This window comes from Methanocorpusculum petauri (genome assembly GCF_026891975.1).
In the GTDB taxonomy this organism is placed as follows: domain Archaea; phylum Halobacteriota; class Methanomicrobia; order Methanomicrobiales; family Methanocorpusculaceae; genus Methanocorpusculum; species Methanocorpusculum petauri.
In genome coordinates this window covers 37994-58110 of sequence record NZ_JAPTGB010000004.1, presented here as the reverse complement: position 1 = coordinate 58110, position 20117 = coordinate 37994, and the positions used below count along the sequence as shown (strand labels likewise).

Annotated in this window: 14 protein-coding genes, 1 tRNA gene and 1 CRISPR repeat array; of the genes, 3 read left to right on the top strand and 12 right to left on the bottom strand. The window is 50.0% G+C overall.

The annotated features are described in order from the left end of the window. Positions 1-63: 63 nt before the first annotated feature. On the top strand, positions 64-768 hold the full coding sequence (gene pyrH / locus O0S10_RS02535) for a UMP kinase (RefSeq protein WP_268924329.1): 705 nt from the start codon (positions 64-66) through the stop codon (positions 766-768). A 98-nt stretch (positions 769-866) separates the two neighbouring features. Here the strand turns inward: pyrH and O0S10_RS02530 are convergent, their stop codons facing one another. Continuing rightward, entirely contained in the window at positions 867-2372 is a 1506-nt protein-coding gene (locus O0S10_RS02530) for an amino acid permease (protein WP_268924328.1), read from the bottom strand. 6 nt (positions 2373-2378) lie between these two features. After that, entirely contained in the window at positions 2379-4646 is a 2268-nt protein-coding gene (locus tag O0S10_RS02525; protein ID WP_268924327.1) for an Orn/Lys/Arg family decarboxylase, read from the bottom strand. A gap of 345 nt (positions 4647-4991) precedes the next feature. Between O0S10_RS02525 and uvrC the strand changes: the two genes are divergently transcribed. Then, positions 4992-6569 carry an excinuclease ABC subunit UvrC gene (gene uvrC / locus O0S10_RS02520; RefSeq protein WP_268924326.1) on the top strand — a complete coding sequence of 526 codons (1578 nt, stop codon included), beginning with the start codon at positions 4992-4994 and terminating at the stop codon, positions 6567-6569. 404 nt (positions 6570-6973) lie between these two features. On the opposite strand, the gene cas2 is transcribed toward uvrC, so the two are convergent. The 9 genes from cas2 to O0S10_RS02475 all read right to left on the bottom strand — a co-directional run bounded on the left by cas2 (position 6974) and on the right by O0S10_RS02475 (position 18124). Next, on the bottom strand, positions 6974-7264 hold the full coding sequence (cas2, locus tag O0S10_RS02515; RefSeq protein ID WP_268924325.1) for a CRISPR-associated endonuclease Cas2: 291 nt from the start codon (positions 7262-7264) through the stop codon (positions 6974-6976). 3 nt (positions 7265-7267) lie between these two features. Beyond that, positions 7268-8299: a type I-C CRISPR-associated endonuclease Cas1c gene (gene cas1c / locus O0S10_RS02510; protein ID WP_268924324.1), complete on the bottom strand. Its 1032-nt coding sequence runs from the start codon at positions 8297-8299 to the stop codon at positions 7268-7270. Continuing rightward, positions 8296-8949 (bottom strand): CRISPR-associated protein Cas4, encoded by a 654-nt coding sequence (gene cas4 / locus O0S10_RS02505; RefSeq protein WP_268924323.1) that lies wholly within the window; start codon positions 8947-8949, stop codon positions 8296-8298. Before cas4 ends, cas1c begins: the two co-directional genes overlap by 4 nt. Position 8950: 1 nt before the next feature. Then, positions 8951-9814: a type I-C CRISPR-associated protein Cas7/Csd2 gene (gene cas7c, locus O0S10_RS02500; protein ID WP_268924322.1), complete on the bottom strand. Its 864-nt coding sequence runs from the start codon at positions 9812-9814 to the stop codon at positions 8951-8953. A gap of 7 nt (positions 9815-9821) precedes the next feature. Beyond that, positions 9822-11552, bottom strand: coding sequence for a type I-C CRISPR-associated protein Cas8c/Csd1 (gene cas8c, locus O0S10_RS02495; RefSeq protein WP_268924321.1), 1731 nt, complete (start codon positions 11550-11552; stop codon positions 9822-9824). Next, a complete protein-coding gene (cas5c, locus tag O0S10_RS02490) occupies positions 11549-12217 on the bottom strand; it encodes a type I-C CRISPR-associated protein Cas5c (RefSeq protein ID WP_268924320.1) in 669 nt (222 codons plus the stop codon). Before cas5c ends, cas8c begins: the two co-directional genes overlap by 4 nt. A 116-nt stretch (positions 12218-12333) precedes the next feature. Continuing rightward, entirely contained in the window at positions 12334-14574 is a 2241-nt protein-coding gene (gene cas3 / locus O0S10_RS02485) for a CRISPR-associated helicase Cas3' (protein ID WP_268924319.1), read from the bottom strand. Between the two features lie 342 nt (positions 14575-14916). Next, positions 14917-17412: direct repeats of the CRISPR family, unit length 32 nt; unit sequence GTCGTACCTCGCAGAGGTACGTGGATTGAAAT. Between the two features lie 172 nt (positions 17413-17584). Next, on the bottom strand, positions 17585-18034 hold the full coding sequence (locus tag O0S10_RS02480; protein ID WP_268924318.1) for a hydrogenase maturation protease: 450 nt from the start codon (positions 18032-18034) through the stop codon (positions 17585-17587). An 18-nt stretch (positions 18035-18052) separates the two neighbouring features. Next, positions 18053-18124, bottom strand: a tRNA-Gly gene (locus O0S10_RS02475). A gap of 318 nt (positions 18125-18442) precedes the next feature. Here O0S10_RS02475 and O0S10_RS02470 point away from each other — a divergent pair. After that, entirely contained in the window at positions 18443-19594 is a 1152-nt protein-coding gene (locus O0S10_RS02470) for an aldo/keto reductase (protein WP_268924317.1), read from the top strand. Positions 19595-19596: 2 nt separating this feature from the next. On the opposite strand, the gene O0S10_RS02465 is transcribed toward O0S10_RS02470, so the two are convergent. Then, positions 19597-19941 carry a winged helix-turn-helix transcriptional regulator gene (locus tag O0S10_RS02465; protein ID WP_268924316.1) on the bottom strand — a complete coding sequence of 115 codons (345 nt, stop codon included), beginning with the start codon at positions 19939-19941 and terminating at the stop codon, positions 19597-19599. Positions 19942-20117 lie beyond the last annotated feature (176 nt).

The following is a 20117-nucleotide window of genomic DNA, read 5'->3' as shown; positions in this document are numbered from 1 at the left end:
AAGATAAACGGTAACCCAATAGAACATATATGCAAAGACCGAACAAATAGATAAGGAATTTTCATGACGCGGGTTGTAATCTCTGTGGGAGGATCGGTTCTTGTACCAACACTTGACACTCATCGGCTGATGGAGTGGGCGGATGCACTGAAAACGCTGGTCAAAGCCGGACATCAGGTATTTGCCGTGGTCGGCGGGGGAGGGGAAGCCCGCAGGTATATCACTGTGTGCCGCGATATCGGACTTGACGAAGCATCGTCGGACGAGTTCGGTATTCTCATCACCCGTATCAACGCAAAACTCCTGATTGCAGCCCTTGGCGAGTACGCATATCCGCGGGTCGCCGAGTCCTATCTGGACGCAAAGGAGTTCGCCCTGACCGGAAAAATCGTCGTGATGGGCGGAGTCACGCCCGGCCAGACCACCGACGCGGTTGCCGCAGTCCTTGCGGAGGAAACCTGCGCATCGATGATGATCAATATGACCGCAATCGACGGAATTTACTCGGCCGACCCGAAAAAAGATCCGGCAGCCGTCAAATACGACACACTCGGACCGCAGGCACTCATCGACTTAATCATGAAGGAAAAACTCTGTGCCGGCAGCAATATGGTCATCGATCTGGTCGCCGCAAAGATCACCGAACGTTCCGGCATTCCGCTCGTCGTAATTGACGGCCGCGACCCGTCGCTGATCTGCCGGGCACTGCTTGATGGTGAGTTTGGCGGAACAATTGTCGGCGACAAAAGTGTCACGTTCCCGCTCTGAAACTTTTTTTCAAATATTTTTTTTGTATCGCATTTACTCATAAAAATAATCCGAACTTCCGAAAGTTCCGGACGCCAAAAAAAAAGAGAACGAGAAGATCACTCAGGATCTTCTGCAAGCCATGCCTTGTACTCCTCATCGCTCGGTTTCCAGGACGGCTTCTTCAGCTTCCGCAGAATAATCGGCGGCAGGAGAATGATCACAAGCACGGAAACCAGCATACCAATCACATACAGGATCGTCTGCGTCATGCCAAAACTTGCACCGTTCGTCTCCGGCAGAAGTCCCACACCGAAGGCGAAGAACAAAGTAATCAGGGCAACACCGCCCACGATCCACATGCCGACCTTGCCGCCCGGCAGTTTGTAGGGACGTTTGACATCCGGCTTGGTCTTCCGCAGCTTGATGAACGCGGCGAACATGAACATGTACATCACTGCATTGATCAGCGAGGTAATTGCCGTCAGAATCCAGTATCCTTCATTGATGGACGGAATCGCAATCATCGCAACCGCAAATGCCGACGAGATGATACCCTGAACAACCAGAACACCGAGCGGCATGCCGTACTTGTTGGTCTTGCGGAAGATTGGCGGAAGATCACCCGTCATTGCCGCAGGCAGCATACCCTTTGCAGGACCGACAACCCAGGTCGAGAGCTGGGCGATAATACCGATCGCAAGCATAATGGCAACCGGAATAACCAGCCACTCCACATGCATGTGGGTGAACATCGACAGGAACGTCTGGACAATACCTGCGTTCAGACTGATCTCCTCAGCCGGAATCACCACACCGACCGCAAGGGTTCCGAGGATCGACATGATACAAATAACCGCCGCTGCAATGAACATTGCAATCGGATAATCCCGCCGCGGATTCTCCGTTTCACGGGCATGATATCCGGCCATTTCCATACCGGCAAACACGAGGATCATACTTGCCGCAAACGTGATAGTACTCATGTTCATCGACGGAAGCATATTATCAACCGTCGGTGCTCCAAGTGCATTCGGATTACCCATCGCAAGCCAGATGATCATCAGTACCACAATGATTGCGATCGGAATCAGCGAGCCGAGGAAGGTACCAACCGTGGACAGCAGTGTCGAGTTCTTCGTCGAGCTGTAGAAGTTGAAGAGTGTGACACCCCAGTAGCAGGCAAGCATAGCGATTGCCATGTAGATGTGGTTATTGCCAAGCGTCGGCGCAAGAACCGCATAGGCAAGTGTCGCCGCAAAGAACGAAACCACCGTCGGGAACCATACCAGATTATTCACCCAGGAACACCAGATGGTAATGAAACTTCCGTCTCCGGGGAAGGCTTCCTTCACCCATGCGTAAATACCTCCGGCTTTCGGCCAGGTGGAGGCGAGTTCGGCAGCAACCAGAGCGGTCGGAATCAGGAAACATACCGTAAACAGTACGTACCAGAAGATCATTCCCCATCCTTCCATGGCCATCGTCGGGAAGTTCCGCAGACTTAACACTGCGGCGACGTTGATCATTGCAAGGGAGATGATTCCGAGCTTCTTGTTGGAACTCAGTTTTTTTGCCGGGGCACTTCCGGAGGAAGTCCCCGCGGCAGCTGGCGAATCAGTCATGAAAATTTACTCCTTTAAACAGTACACATAGTAGGTTCCGTCAATTTCCTCAACACCGTGCGTGTCGTGGGCGAATCCGGGGAACTTCCGATCAAACTCCTGCAGAGTCTTCAGGTACATCAGGATCGGGCCGTCAGCCTTACCGGCATTTTCACCCGGCATCAGCATGGGGATTCCCGGCGGGTACGGAACGACACCCGTTGCAACAATACGGTTAGCCATTTTGTCAACCGGGACGTGTTCAACCTGACCTTTGACGATGTAACGATAGGCATCTGCCGGTTTCATGACCGGAGTCGGCATTACCGCACAGGCCTCGTTGGCAAGCTGGGTCTGGCGGGTGGATTTGATGTACTGGTGCATCTCTTTTGCCAGTTCCGGCAGTGTCATACCGCTGTAGCGGTTCGGATATGCCTTGACGAGATCCGGCAGAACCTCTTCAAGCGGCGTGTTTTTGTCGAACAGTGTCTTGAAGTCGAAGAGTGCAGACATGAGCGTTCCCCACTTTCCTTTCGTGACACCCATCGAGAACAGGAACAAAATATTGTAGTCGCCTGACTTTTCGTTGATGATTCCTTTCGTGTCAAGATAGGCGAGTACAACTGCTGCCGGAATACCAAACTCTGCGTGGGTTCCGTCATCGTTCATGCCCGGAGTAAGAACCGTGACTTTGATCGGATCCAGCATTGCCCAGTTCTCGGACATGTCCGGGAACCCGTGCCAGACTTCTCCGGGACGGAGCATCCAGCAGCTCGGATTGTGGGCAAGAACCTCCGGGTCGGCGTCTGCAAACGGAACTTTCTTTCCATCGGGCATGGTAACCGTGTCGGGCTGCCAGGCATGGAACCACCAGTCGCCGGGTTTGCAGAGGTCCAGTTCACCACAGGCACGTGCCATCATCTGACGGAAGTGAATTGCCTCGTCGATGGACTCCTGCATGAGGGCACTGCCGCCCATGTCCATCATCTTGGAAGAGACGTCAAGGGATGCAATGATGCCGTACTGCGGAGAGGTGGATGCATGCATCATGAACGCTTCGTTGAAGAGAGCGTGATCAAGCGGGTGTTTGCCGTTCTTGATATGGATCATCGATGCCTGGGAAAGAGCAGCAAGCAGTTTGTGGGTGGACTGAGTGGTGATCACCGTCGGGCGGTCGCCCGCCGGACGGTCGTCCTCGTGCATGCCGAACCGGCCTGCATACATGGGGTTGAACTTTGCGTAACCGTACCAGGCTTCGTCGTAGTGGATGGTGTTCACGGTCTGTCCCAGCAGTTCTTCGGAATGGACTGCATCATAACAGACACCGTCGTAGGTTGAGTTGGTGACGACCGCGGCTGCCGGAGTCTGGTTCTGTGCTTTGGATGCCAGCGGGTGGTCGGCAAGTTTCTTTGCAAGCGTTTCCGGTTCCATTTCATGCTGCGGAATGGGACCGAGAATACCGTACCGGTTTCTGGTCGGCACCATATAGACAGGAATGCCGTGGTCAAGGGTAAACGCCTGTTCCAGGGATTTGTGACAGTTCCGGTCCACAAAGACGATCTCGTCCGGGGCGACGAGTGCACCCTGCACGACACGGTTGGAGGTGGAAGTTCCGTTCGTGACAAAGAAGGTCATGTCAGACCCGAATACTTTTGCGGCGTACTGTTCCGCCTCACCGATCGGCCCTGAGTGGTCAAGCAGACTGCCGAGTTCGCCGACCGAGATGGAGAGGTCGGAACGGAAGGTCTGTTCGCCGTAAAATTCGTAGAAGAGTTTGCCGATCGGAGACTTGAGGAACGCGGTTCCTGCGGTGTGACCGGGGGTATGCCAGGAGTACTCGAAGTCTTCGGAGAAGTCCATGAGTGCACCAAACATTGGCGGAAGAATTGCTTTGCGGTATTTCCGGGCGGCGGATTTGATCCTTCCTGCAATGAACTCGGGAGTGTCGCCGAGAATCCAGGCGTACTCATCGATGGCGGAGAATATTTCGACCGGGAGTTTGGAGAGATCTCCCGGCTCGGTGAGGAGGAAGATGCTGACGTATTTGTTCTGTTCGCGAATGCGTTTGATCAGTTCTCTGGCACTCTGTGCATGCCAGTCAATGAGGACACAGTCAGCCATTGCGCCGTTTGCGATGAAGCCGTCTTTGAGGCCTTCAAAGCTGTCAACGCTGATGACGTGCATGTCGTCGCTTTTCAGATGATCGATGAGTGCCTGCATATTGTGTGCGAAGGCACTGCCGGATTTTGTGTCGGCCCCGATTATCAGGACGGACAGGGTGTCTGTTGGTTCCATAAATATTCACCTGTGGGTTGATACAACGTGTGTTGTATGCAGAACTATTGCCCCCCGCGTAATAAAACCGTATCAATGGTGACAAATTTTTGCAAAATTTTGGCAACATCAGATACATTTAATACAAAATTTTTCGTTTTACCATGTCAGTATACATATCTATATATGAGATACCAGTGTCCGGGTCTGTCATTATGCCGGGATGTATGCAGGGGACAATGCGGGAGATGATGCCGGATGTATCCCTGATGTATAATCGTGATTGGGACGCGCACCGGATGGCCCGGAGGATTTTGCAGAAAGGATTGACTATTTACTTTCTGCCGCCGCATAGGTATAGCATATATGGCAGTTGTGTCCGTTCCGTTTTCTCTTGCGGATATCCCCCATAGTCCGGGCTGTTATCTGTACAAGGATGCGGCGGGGACGATCATTTATGTGGGGAAGGCGAAGGATCTGCGGAAGCGGGTTTCATCGTATTTTCAGAAGCGGGATCATGATCCGAAAACACAGAAGCTGGTGCAGACGATTGCGGATGTGGAGTATATTGTTACGGGGACGGATGAGGAGGCGTATCTTCTGGAGAACAGTCTCATTAAGCGCCATCAGCCGAAGTACAATATTGATCTGCGGGATGCGAAGAGTTATGCGTATATTGAGCTGACGAAGGAGGAGTTTCCCCGGATTACGATTGCCCGCAAAGCGAAGGGTGCGGGGCAGTTTTTCGGGCCGTTTGTGTCGGGGAAGGAGCGGGATTATGTGCTGACGGTGGTGAAGAAGACGTTCCGGCTCCGGTCATGTAAGAATATGCCGAGGAACATGCGGCCGTGTCTGCGGTTTCATATCGGGAACTGTACGGGGCCGTGTGCGGGGAAGGTGCGTGCGGAGGAGTACGCCCGCCAGTGCGGGCAGGCGGAGGCGGTGCTGAAGGGGAGGACTGCGGAGCTGGTGGCTACGCTTACGGAGGAGATGAACCGGTATTCGGCGGCGATGGAGTTCGAGGCGGCGATGCGGTGCCGGGATGTGATTACGGCGGTGACGCATCTTGCAGGAAGGCAGTGTGTGTCGCGGCAGAAGGATTATGATGAGGATGTGATTCATTTTATTGCTGCTGAGGGCACGGTGTACCTGATGGTGTTTCATGTGTATCAAGGAACGCTCGGCGGTCGGGAGGAGTTTATTTTTGAGGAGTCGGCGGGGTTTTTCGAGGAGTTTTTGTTGCAGTATTATTCGGAGCATGCAGCGCCCCGTGAGGTGATTGTGCCGGAGGTGGTGGATGCGGGTCTGGCGGGGTATCTGGGGTCGGTTGCGGGGCGGAAGGTGGTTGTTACGGTGCCGAAGCAGGGGGAGAAGGCAAAGCTGCTGGAGCTTGCCCGGAAGAATATTGAGACGGTGCATTTCGGAGATGAGATTCGGGTGGAGGAGCTGAGGCGGGCGCTGCATCTGGCGGATGCGCCGCGGGTGGTGGAGTGTTTTGATATTTCGCATCTGTCGGGGACGGATACGGTTGCATCTATGGTGCAGTTCCGGAACGGGCGGCCGGATAAGCGGAATTACCGGCGGTTCCGGATTAAGACCGTCGATGGCATCGATGATTTTGCGTCGATGGCGGAGGTGGTGCGGCGGCGGTATTCGCGGCTGGTGGCGGAGGAGAAGGAGCTGCCGGATCTGATTCTGATCGACGGGGGGAAGGGGCAGTTGTCGTCAGCGAAGCGGGTTCTGGATGAGCTGGAGGTTTCGGTGCCGGTGATTTCGCTGGCGAAGAGTGAGGAGGAGGTGTTTGTGTCGGGTGTTCCGTTTCCGCTGCCGTTCGGGAAGAAGACGCGGGCGAATATGTATTTGCAGGAGATCCGGGATGAGGCGCATAGGTTTGCGATTACGTATAACCGGCTGCTGCGAAAGAAGCGGGTGGTGGGGAAGTAGGATTTCTTTTTTTTTTGGTTTTTTGGGGTTGTTGGTGTTTTTTTCGGGATGTTGCGGTCACTGGTTACTGGTCATTGTCTGTTTATTCTGAGATGGAGGGGTGAGGGGGAACTTTTCTTTTTTGGACAGTCCGTTTCTTTATATACTATTAGTTAAATAAGAATGCAACAAGAGAGTACTGCGGAGCACTGTTATTGTGTTGTGAGAGTGTGCGGGAATTTTTTTTGCGGGGGTATCGTTTTTTGGGGGGAGTGGATGAGTGAATGGTGACCAGTGAACCGCATTTTTGCGGATTTTAGAGATTTTTGGGAAAAAGCAGAATAAATTTTCGTAAATTATCTCATTACCCGGTGATACGGGATGAGTAAGAATAGTGATCCAAGAATCCTGACACTCCTCCCAATTCAAAAGATCAACGGTTCATCCACATTCAACGCCGGTTTCGCTCCCACATGTTCTACTCTTCTCCGGCCTTCATTCCCCATATTATAATACCGGACACTATCTGTTACCACATCTATAACACTCAGAATCTCTGCTTTCATCTGCAGTAACTGTACAGAATCAACCACACACTCAAACACCGAATTCTGAACACGGGTCCCATAATTCTTACACACACGCGCAACCCGTCGCAGTCTTCTTCGTCCTTCCGGACTTTCTGTATTTACATCATAGGTAACCACAACAAACATACGTCACCTCATGATAAACGGCGGATATCCATCAATATCTCCCCGCAGATATCGGGCAAGCAGCATCGCCTGAGCATAGGGAAGCAATCCCAACGCAACCTTCTCCTCAAGATATCCATGCATTACCTCTTCGGATTTTCTCTTCTGCCATTCCTGCAAAATCTTTCTGCGTCCGTCATCCGTCAGAAAAACCGCACCATTTTCCTGAACCACAAAATCCTTCACGGTCACCATACGATTGTTAATCAGACTCAGGACAAACCTGTCTCCCAGATACGGACGGAACTCCTCCATCAGATCCAGAGCAAGACCAGGTCTTCCAGGCCGCACCCGATGCAGAAATCCCACCTGCGGATCCAAGCCCACTGACTCCAGAGCAGACGCACAATCCGCAGCAATCAGCATATATACAAACGAAAGCAGAGCATTCACCCGGTTTAACGGAGGACGGCGACTTCGGCATTCAAACGAAAAATCTCCCTCGCGGGAAAGAATCAGATCATCAAATACTGAAAAATAATGGCGGGAAAGCATGCCTTCCATACCCCTCAGTTCATTCAATGTCAGCTGACTTTCTCTCAGTTGTTCAATTCCCTCGGTAATTCTCACCAGATTTTTCTGAAAATCAGCTGACACCATCTCTGCATGATCCCGGGAAAACCGCAACAACACACTCCGGCAGTTTGCAAGTTTACCCAAGATTATCCACTCGGCAATTTTGGCAGCTCCCTCCTCATCATCAGAAAGAACATACTGTTTTTTTCGGAGCAGAACATTCCCGGAAACACCACCCCCGACACGGGCAAGAAATTTCCCGTACAGAGACACAAATGACATCCCCACGTCCCGCTCACAACAGAGCGCCATCAACCCGGGACTCGCCCCCATAAACCCGAAACAGACAATTCCTTCCAGATTATGAATCGGAACACGGGCCAAGATGGTATTTTCAACAGTAATTACAACATTTTCCCCATCTCTGGACAAATAGGACTGGGGATTGGTAACATAGAGAACATTGCGAAGTTTTCTCATGATCGAAGAGCCGTATTCAGATAAGATTCAACAGACTTCCTTCGGACAGACATATCCGGCATACAGAGATGAACAAGGGAACAGCTGACACAGTACGAACCGGGCGTTGCGGGAGGAGTTATCCCGGATGTGAGAAGTACATACATCTCATCAAGAAGGCAGACAACCCGTTCTCGGAGTTCCTCATCGAACACAACCTCAACACGTCTCCGGTTTTTTCCATAGTACAGGCATCCCGCTGAAATTTCTGTCTGTAGCATCTCTTCCAGACACATTGCCTGACAACAAAGCTGAACCTCATCCGCATGAAACATATTTTTCTTCCCGGATTTGTATTCCACCGGAACTGGCTGCCAGGTACCCGCTCGGTTTACCAGAGAGATTCCATCTGAATTCCGATGATACTCCACTACATCCGCAACCCCATACACTTTCAAACGATGGGAAACCACAGGAACAGCACGAGTGATCAGCGTGTCTCCACGCAGCTCAACATAGGCGGGATCATCAGCATTTTTATGCAGAAGTTTTCCGGAAAACGTTAATGTATTTTCTTCCCACAGCTGTTCGATATGAACCAATGCCCAGCGTCGCCGGCAAAAAGCAAAGTGGAGGATTCCACTCAGGGAAAGATACTCATCAGATTCCATCTCAGAGCTTTTCAATCAGCTCAACGCCTTCGGGAAGATCATCTCTGATGACGGATACCATGTAATCCTCAAAAGCACGCGGCGGTTTTTCCTCTTTTCGGGTAACCTTCACCAAGTCAAACAGCTGATGGGACGGCGCACAGCCCAAGATTGAGTTGTGTTTAAAGACAATCAGTTTTCGTGTCGCCATTTTGCCGCGGGCTGCCGAATGGTCGTGCTCAAAGAGATTAATCAGAGCCTCCCAAAGAAGATTGAGATCCTCATCATCAAAACCGGTAACCCGCTGTGCAAGGTTTGCAGAGATATATCCTTCGGCACGGTAAAGAGCATACGGCACGATGTGTTTTCTGCCCATCTCATGCTCTTTTTTGGCAGCATCTTCCACACTGGTTACGGCAACACGGGTAATGGTTACCTCCTGCGTAACGATAGGGTCAACACTGCGGGCAAAGTTCATCTGAACCGGACCGCGAACCTGACCGCAGTTGACCTTCGTTGTCATAACCGCACCAAATGCCCGAATATCATAGAAATTTTCACACATGAACCCGGTGACTTTTTTGGCATCTTCCACATCCTTGGGAAGTTTCTTCTCTTCGGGTTTCAGATTATACTTCTTGTAGGCAAGTTCATGCTGATTATTGAGGACAGCGCCATCACTCACATAAATCTGATAGCCAGGAACACCATTTTTCGCAAGTGCTACATAATCACGGATTTTTCGTTTGAGGCAGACATCCGTCACCAGACCGTAACTGGTTTCCGGATCAATCCTCGGCATGTTTCCGGCATCGGGATCGCCGTTGGGGTTTCCATTTTCTACATCAAATAACAGTACAAACTCATATCTGTTTTCAATTGCCATAATACAATCAGGCCTCCAATTTTTCTTTGTCTTCTTTTTTCAGGTAGTTGTATTCACGCTGATGATAGTAACCAAGGACGAACATCCCCTGGTCTTCAAGCGAAAGGTATGCGGGAAATTCGGTAATACGTCCCAGCAAGTTCTGAATCTGGCGATCATACCAGCCGCCAGACTGATCATCTTTTACAATATGATGCTGGGCAAGATTCAGAAGGGAAGGAAACACCAGTTTCGGGTTTACCGAAGCAGATGCAAAGTACCGTGACCGAATATTGGAACTGCCGTTTGCTGATTTCTGCAATAATTCCAGAACTGCAAATAAGTTGCCTAAGAGATAGGCGGGGTTTGTGGATGATAAATCAAGACTCATAGATAACTCCTCATGATAGTAATTTCTCCGAAGAACAGCTTTCAGATATCCTGCCCGGACGGCATCAATACTATACTCTTTTCCCGCTTCAGCACGGATTCGTACCAGAACAGCAGTATAGACCGACATTGGATACCTGCCTCCTGTAACGATAGCTTTGAAAAGGGCATTTTCATATGATGCCGGAACATTTTCCCACCATGTTTTCGATTCAGGGGCAAGTTTTCTCAATATTTGGGAAATGCTGATAATGCTCTGCGGTTTGTGGGGACTGCCAACCCACATATTATTCTGATGATCTGCCATTTTGGTGATGAAGTTCCCAAACGTATCTTCATACCAGAAACGAATGGAAGCCCGTGCCGCATTCGGAGACAATCCGAGAATGTAGGTCTGGGTAGTTGGATCTGCTATGTCGGAGATGGATTTTCCCTCACGAACCCGTATCAGAAGTCTGGCAATTTTTGCCTCCATTTCCGTATCTTCTCCAGATTCAGTTGTATCCGGAGCATTGTTCAGGAAAAATGCCATGCTGTTTTGGACAATACCTTTTTTGTTTGCCCAGAAGACAACGGTTGTCTCCCCTAACCGAAGTTTGTTGGTTTTACCGGCAAGCAGGTAGTTTAACGCAGTCGTGTACTGAAACATGGCAGATTCGGAAACCGGGGCGTTGTAACTCTGTTTTTTTCCGTAGGATTCCACAGAATCCATGTTGAAACTTACCACGGCACAACCGGTGGTATTGGCGTTGGTAACACCGGAAAGAAGTTTATGAATGCGCGCGATGGGAACGTTCTCTTCCCCGGTTATGAGACACTGACTTCGCGGGGTCTCCGCGTCCGTCAGTTCCTGTTCGGCACAGAGATCGGTGGCTGCCTCTCGCTCATGGATGTAGCCGGAATCATTTTCCAGCCGGAATACAATGTTACCCCCAAGATATACTGGATGGTCTGCAGGAATGTCAACTGATTCCCCATTCATTCGTTTTTTCAGAAAGGAGAGAACAGCCTGCAAACCGGGGTCTGGAGTACTGCCAATCCGCTTACCGTGATATGCATACGAAGCGGAGAGGTAATCGGGGGCAGGAGCGAGTGTTTTTTCCTTCTTGTTGAACTCGCCGCCAAGGAGGTACTTTGCATTGTCACAAAGGAAGTAGGCTTTTTTTCCGCTTCGCCCTTTTTGTTCCGGAACAGTGAGTACTTCTTTGTGTTTTCCTTCTGCCAGAGTGATGAGACTCAGCAGATCACCAGCAGTGTTAAGAAGAATGGCATAGGAACAGGGAACTTGTGAGTAACCTGGACGGGCAATTTTTGCTTCAGGATCGTTTGCAAGCATCTGATAGTAGTCGCAGAGTGCCTGAAGTATCATTTATTTACCTCCTGCTGCAGTACGGGAGGTATTTTTATGATGCCCTGATGCATCTGTGCCCGGAAAAACCTCGGAGACATGTTATTACTGAAGTCTATGTCGTAGAGCATCCAGCCAAGATCCCGATCTTCTTTGATAGGAGGAGGTGCCTGTTCTTCAAGGAGTTCAAAATTTACGGGAAATTCGCGGCAGCCAAAATAGGGACGATGGAAACATTGTCCTTTTCTGGCGCGTCTGAGAAAGATGTTGTAGTGTTTTTCCTGCGTGTCGTCCGGTTTTGCGTTCTTTGTCAGTTCAAAATGTGCTGAGATGACATATTCGACATCTTTCAGCATGAGGGTTGCACGCTGCTGTCGTACTTTGTTTGGATCCTGGTAAAAAGGAACTCCTGTTCCAGTTTCCGAGACCGTTTTTATCAGGCTGTTCACATTTGCCTTTGAGATCACCGAAGAGATTTCGTTTCTTCGGATGTTGGAAAAGGCAATAGGTTTTGTTACCTGAATTTCATCGATGACCCACCGTATGGCAGGTTTCCAATGAATTGCTTCAAGAATGCCGCGTGCAGCTGACGGGGTGATGGTGTCATAGCTTACCCGTTCCACTTTCATTTCCGGACGGGTGAAGCAGGCATAATCGCCCCAGACTTTAAGCTTGATTCCATACATTGGAATATCCTTGTCCCTGATAAAATTCAGTGACTCAACCAGGGATTAATGAAATATTGTCTTCAGAGATAATAAAATTATTCACCTCCTATTATTTATCGGAGATTTCTCATTGCTTATATGTAAGGGAGGACATAATCAAAGTTAGAAGGCACTCCATTTTGGTTCAGCCCGATAGCTTTGTCATAATACTTCAGATCGGTGAGTACGGCAAAACTCTCTCCTGCGAGCCGTACGGCACCGCAGGTGTGAAGAAAGTCCAGATCTTTCAGGGTAACACTGATCGTGTAGGGCGTGAGTTCCCGCAGTATCTGACCCGTCTCACCCTTGTCAATGCGGGTAATGCGTTCTTCAACATATGGCGAACAGGGGATTATCACGGAGTATCCGGCATCTGCAATCAGATGGAATTCATCCGAGATGTCACGGAATGGAAAGGGGAAGTGGGGAGTTTGTGCAGCTTTATTACATAAATTGAGTATATGCAGTTTGTCAAGGCGATGTTGCTTGATGTCGAACAACTGGCTGAAGTACTGCCGAATAGCTTCGGGCGTGAGATAGTTTTCAGAAATACTCCGTGCGATATCTGCAGTGGTTTTGATGTAATCAGGTCCGGCATATACAGATTCCGGAATGAAAACATACAGATCACCATACGGGAGTTTGCCTTCGCGGTTGCAGCGTCCTGCTGCCTGCGTAATCGAGTCCACACCGGCAAGGGAGCGATAAACGACCGGGAAGTCAATATCTACACCAGCTTCAATCAGTTGGGTGGATACAACCCGGCAGGGAAGGTTAACGTCAGGTTTCAGCCTACGGCGTATTTCATCCAGGACTTTTTTTCGGTGAGCAGGGCACATGTTAGTGCTGAGATGAAAACAGTCACCCGTTTCCGTTATTTTTTTGTACAGGTCGGCGGCATGCTGTTTGGTATTTACAATACAGAGTACCTGTTTGTGATCTTTGAGTTGTCCGGCGATCTGATCGATGGTCTGCTCTTTGAGATAGTGACAGCGAACACGCTGCATTTTGTCAGCAAGTTCCGGATAGTTGGTGATGATGGGGGTCATCGGAATATTGGGGAGGATATTACTTTTCCGGAAGTCTGGTTGTGTTGCAGTACAGAGAACGACGCTGCAATGATAATTTTTTACCAGTTCGGCAAGAACGTACATACAGGGCTTCAGGTATGCGGGCGGGAGTGCCTGCACTTCGTCTAAGATGATCACACTGTTTGCAATGTTGTGTACTTTGCGGGAGGAGGAGGGACGCGAGGAGAAGAGTGATTCAAAAAACTGTACATTGGTGGTCAGGATGAGCGGGACGTTCCAGGTTTCGGCTGCCATTGCCAGTTTGAGGTTTTCCTGGTCAGGGTTTTCGAGGATGTTGGTACGGATGGAACTTGGAAGGATGAAGTTGGAGTGGTGTTCGAGTACATTACTCTTGCCAAAGATGTTTTTACAGACCCCGGCATTTTGTTCAATGATAGAGGTAAATGGAATGGTATAGATGATTCGGTCACACTGATGCTGGTTTGCATGTTTGAGGGCGAAGGCGAGGGAAGAGATGGTTTTTCCGCCACCGGTGGGGACAGTAAGGGTAAATATACCGGGCTTTTGTATGGCAGCTTTTGTACACTGATGGCGTATTGCAGTCCGAAGCTGATTAATCTCCCCGGTTTTATTTTTGTATTCGCGATCGATATAGTCATCAAGCAGTTGTTCCATTTTAGTTAATGGGGGATATTCTGTACTCGGGAGTTGTTCGCCAAATGCTGTGGCAGCGTCAGTTCTATCGGCATCAATCAGGCATGAATGCAGAAAACGAGTATACAGGAAGAGGGATAGGCCAACTTCTTTATAGCTGTCTGCATCTATTTTTTCCCGGGTAATGCAGTCTGCAAGAGAGGGAAATGTTTGTGGAAGTTCAGTTTTCCAGGCTTTGTAGAGTTCGGGATCGGCGTTTTTTATCCGGGTTTCCAGATCATTTTTGCGGTCATTTTTGGTGTTGATCCAGTTGGGAATCCCAGAGCCATGATGCCCGGCAATGATATAGGAAAGAAGGTGATAGGATATCTTTTCCGGAAGCGGACGGGATTTAGCTATCTCTGCGGCAACTTGTGCTCCGGCAGTTGCGTGATCGGTACGTATGGTGTTGTCGTCAAGCCTCCGCTGGAAATCATCGGAGTATTTTCCAATGTCATGCAGCAGGCCGAGTGTATATCCGATTTCACGCGAGGTAAAGGTCTGGGCATAGTCTGCCGCATATTCCGCAGTTTTCGTAAGATGATCGAGAAGGGTTTGATATTGGATTGTTCCCTCATCTTCTTTTTTTCGTGCATAATATTGCGTGGCCATGGTTGTTTCACTGCTTGTATTTTCAGGTAATTTGATCTTTTCTTCTATGTGGGTTTTTTGGATGGTATTTTTATGTATGGTCTGAGAAATGATAAAGAAATGTCATGCCATTCGATTGGCATGTGGATTGAAAACTATTTCTTATGGGAGATACCTGTGGATCCTAATCTGCGAAGGTGAAGTACCCATGATTGTTTCCGGGTGGTTCGCGTTTGGCAGATTTGCTATCCTTTTCTGAAACTTATGTACGTGGATTGCCATTTCCCGTTTTTGTATGTGTTATGTCATCTTTGAAAAATGGCGAATACTGCTAAATAGCTGAAGTTCTATATATATTTTAGAGTCGTACCTCGCAGAGGTACGTGGATTGAAATAATGGGATGAAGAAACTAAATATTCAGTTACTTAGTCGTACCTCGCAGAGGTACGTGGATTGAAATAAATTCATTTATACAAATATTTCGGAGAAAAAAGTCGTACCTCGCAGAGGTACGTGGATTGAAATATTCATTCGGTTGGGGAGGATTACACGGAGCAGTCGTACCTCGCAGAGGTACGTGGATTGAAATAGGAGATTGAATAAAAACATTTATATAATTATGTCGTACCTCGCAGAGGTACGTGGATTGAAATAATCCGGCTTACGATGAATCTAAACCTTACGTAGTCGTACCTCGCAGAGGTACGTGGATTGAAATTTATTAGACCTCATAGAGCATTTGGAAGGACGTCGTACCTCGCAGAGGTACGTGGATTGAAATACGCCACCAACAGCCGCACAACCCTAATAGATGGTCGTACCTCGCAGAGGTACGTGGATTGAAATTAATGACTATACTAATGTCCTGCATCAGGTAGGTCGTACCTCGCAGAGGTACGTGGATTGAAATACGTAATACTGAAAAAGGGTAGTACCGGGCGTGGTCGTACCTCGCAGAGGTACGTGGATTGAAATTGAATCAGGTCGTTGTGACTATCGGGGGCGTAAGTCGTACCTCGCAGAGGTACGTGGATTGAAATAACTACCCGGAAGCGATACTGCACACCCGCAGCGTCGTACCTCGCAGAGGTACGTGGATTGAAATTCCTGCCGTATCTGCCGCCACCGCATCTCCATGTCGTACCTCGCAGAGGTACGTGGATTGAAATAGCTTCTACGAGCCCCTGGACAAATTGGTGGGAGTCGTACCTCGCAGAGGTACGTGGATTGAAATATTATCACAGGTACGAACTAGAGATATCAGGGGGTCGTACCTCGCAGAGGTACGTGGATTGAAATGAACAGCTGTATTACACCGCAAACGTGAACAAGTCGTACCTCGCAGAGGTACGTGGATTGAAATCGAAATCGAAGGGGGATACACCGCCCACCTGTGGTCGTACCTCGCAGAGGTACGTGGATTGAAATAGTTCGGGAAGATCAGCATCGGCACAACTGCAGTCGTACCTCGCAGAGGTACGTGGATTGAAATACGGGCCGGTTGCATTGCCTGGAAGGCACACAGTCGTACCTCGCAGAGGTACGTGGATTGAAATCACACCCCCCATGACAACAAAACCCCAGAAACCAGTCGTACCTCGCAGAGGTACGTGGATTGAAATTCATTCGTGAGGACCACGAAGGTAAGACCGAAGTCGTACCTCGCAGAGGTACGTGGATTGAAATATATGCACGTCGTTCTCTTCGGCAACCTGACCGAGTCGTACCTCGCAGAGGTACGTGGATTGAAATACCATGCTTGCAAGCCCAACCGAACACAAAGGGTCGTACCTCGCAGAGGTACGTGGATTGAAATTTCACGACGTGGACGCGGGAACATGCAAGCGGCTGGTCGTACCTCGCAGAGGTACGTGGATTGAAATAGTCTAAAACTGAAAGAACGGGAATTGAAATCAGGTCGTACCTCGCAGAGGTACGTGGATTGAAATTGCCGCATGGATCGCTTCGATGTACTTCTCCGGTCGTACCTCGCAGAGGTACGTGGATTGAAATTCAGTTGCACTATCAAAACTGGATTAAAAACGTAAGTCGTACCTCGCAGAGGTACGTGGATTGAAATAGATATATAGAGTATCGGTTGGCAATTGTCGGGTCGTACCTCGCAGAGGTACGTGGATTGAAATTTCTTTCCGGAGATGTCGGGTTTTTCCCCTGAGTCGTACCTCGCAGAGGTACGTGGATTGAAATCCCATTACACCCCCAACGGCATACTCTTAACCGGTCGTACCTCGCAGAGGTACGTGGATTGAAATCTCCCCGAGATTTGGGGACAGAGTCAGAGAACGTCGTACCTCGCAGAGGTACGTGGATTGAAATCACATCACAATACGAAAGTTTTACTGTAATTCGTCGTACCTCGTAGAGGTACGTGGATTGAAATCTACTGCAATGGTCACTCCCAGACTTCCGCCGCGTCGTACCTCGCAGAGGTACGTGGATTGAAATAGCATCATCGACCCGCTCGAAGCCCTCGGAACCGTCGTACCTCGCAGAGGTACGTGGATTGAAATACCGTCTGGGAGAAGTGGGGAAAAGAGAACCTGAGTCGTACCTCGCAGAGGTACGTGGATTGAAATACAGGATGAATGGTTTGCAGCCGGGATCGACGCGGTCGTACCTCGCAGAGGTATGTGGATTGAAATCCTGTACGGGACAGACCCCATCTGACCTGTGAGTCGTACCTCGCAGAGGTACGTGGATTGAAATCCCCGATACGGAGCACTCATCTACAACCACGAAAGTCGTACCTCGCAGAGGTACGTGGATTGAAATCTCCCGACCACTTGATTTCCTTACTGCCGGGTTGTCGTACCTCTCGCAGGTACGTAGATTGAAATCACCACATCAGTAATGTCTCCAAGCAAAACGTTCATACACCATACAGGCATCTGGATGAAACAAGACACGAAAAAAGATAGCATGCCAGAAGGAGGAAGCATACCGGTAGAGAGAATCTCCCAATAAACCACGTTACCATACCCTTTGTTTTCCCCAGAATAGAACGAGAACTCACCCCATCACCTCAATCCTCCCCACATCCCCCTCCCGCACACACCGCACAACCTCCAAAACCCCCCGTTCAACCGCCGCACTCAAACCCTCCCTGTCACCCATACAGGCAGGCTGCACACCCACCACCACAATCTCCCCCGCCGCATCCGCCAAAAACCGCACCAGATGAGACAGCGCCAGCATATGTGTCCCGATAGCCGTATCACAAATCCTCTCCAGAGGAATCCGCCGCACAGAACCCGTCGGAAGCCCCATCTCCGCCGCATCCACAATCACCAGAAGATCAGGGCCTGCCCGGCGCACCACCCCCGTAAAATTTTCCGGCGCCGTTCCGCAATCATACGCAGCAATTCCCGGCAGTCCCAGAGCCGCAACTCCCGCAGCAACCGCAGGCCCTGCACCATCATCACCATGCAGGGAATTCCCGACACCAAGAACAATAATCATACAAATCAGAAAAAGAAGTGCATCGACCGGGACTCGAACCCGAGTTTAGGCGTTGGCAACGCCTAGTGATAACCACTACACTATCGATGCAAGGTTGCACTAATTACAATGACGTCTACGCATTAAAATAATTCGGTTTGCAAGGCTTTGATCCAAAAATCCAAACCTGCTCCAAAAATCTTGCGGATTCGTTTTCTCGAGAGTGTTTTGTTTTGGTTGTACTTAGAACAACCATGAAACACCCACATGCCTCTCACAGAAACACAAATACCGCATCCAAAACCAGAACGAAACTCTCATTCCCTGTATCAGAGATGTTGGCAGGTATCATCTCTGTTCCTGTATCCTATATTAGCTGCATCCGCGAAAGTATAGGAGAGCGAACAAACAGTTCCTGCGTGAGAAAATATGAAGTATCGGAGTCTTGGAAGTACCGGCCTTGTGGTCAGTGAGATAGGTCTCGGGGCCGAGTGGCTGGAACGCTGCAGCAAAGATGAGGTGAAAACAGTTATTGATCTTGCCGAATCCTGCGGGATCACCCTTCTGGATTGCTGGATGTCCGAACCAACCGTCCGCACCAATATCGGTGCCGCGATCGCCGGCAGGCGTGAGCGCTGGATCATTCAGGGACATCTGGGATCAACCTGGCAGAACGGTCAGTACGTCCGCAGCCGGGACAGGGAAAAAGTCCGGGAGGCCTTTTCCGATCTGCTCATCCGGCTGCAGACCGATTACATTGATCTCGGCATGATCCACTACGTTGATGAGGTCACCGATTTCCAAAACATCATGAAAGGAGAGTTCATCGAGTACGCCCGCGAACTGAAAAAAACCGGTGTCATCCGTCATCTCGGCATGAGTACGCACAATCCCGTCGTCGCAAAAATGGCCGCACTCTCCAGTGAGATTGAGGTGATTCTGTTCAGCATCAATCCTGCCTTTGACCTCCTGCCCGCAACCGAGGACATCAACACCTATTTCGCGGAAACGTACGATACGGCGCTCGGCGGCATTGCGCCGGAACGCGAGGAGTTGTACCGGCTCTGCGAACAGCGGGGAGTCGCTCTCACCGTGATGAAAGGCTACGGCGGCGGACGTCTCTTTTCCCCGGAGACATCACCGTTCGGTGTCGCCCTCACACCTGTTCAGTGCATTCACTACGCCTTAACACGGCCTGCGGTCGCCGGCATTCTGGTCGGATGCAGCACTCCTGACGAGGTGAGGGCGGCGGCTGCCTATGAAACGGCGACCGGGGAGGAGAAGGATTACGCAACCATTCTGGCTCATGCCCCGCACCACGCCTACTCCGGGCAGTGCACGTATTGTGGTCACTGCGCCCCGTGTCCGTCCGGCATCGATGTTGCGATGGTAAACAAACTGTATGATCTTGCGGTGATGCAGGAGGATGTGCCCGAATCGGTCCGGGATCATTACACCGTTCTTTCGGCCCGGGCAGATGCCTGTATTTCCTGCGGAGGATGTGAAGAACGCTGTCCGTTTAACGTGCCGGTTATGGAGCTGATGAAAAAAGCAAAAATTCTGTTTGCCCGGAAACCGTAGTTTTATTCAGCCTGCTCTTCGCATTCAGCATCACAGTTGTGTTCCAGCTGGTCGGCCATATTCCGACACCCCCACGTGCACAGCTGATCGAGAATAGGCATGAGGGATCGGCCTTTTGCGGTGAGTGAGTATTCAACTCTCGGCGGCACTTCCGGATATACAGTCCGGGAGATGAGACCGGTTTCCTCAAGTTCGCGAAGTTCTTTGGTAAGCATACGCTGGGTGATCCCATACCGCATGCCATTCAGAATCTGGCTGTACCGCAGTGTTCCATCCTCCAGCTGGTAGAGGATCAGGGTTTTCCATTTCCCGCTGATGATGCTCACCGCAGCATCGATCCCCGTCATATATTTTGGTTTATTTTCTGTCACCGCGGTTTGATCCATGGATATAATGTTTGCAGGAACGTGAGAAATATATTGCGACCATGGTCTGGCAGAACGGTGATAATGAACACTGTGGGTGCCGCCAGCAGTCCAAAATCTCATCTTTTTTCAGAAATGGTGTCCCGGTTTTCGGTTAG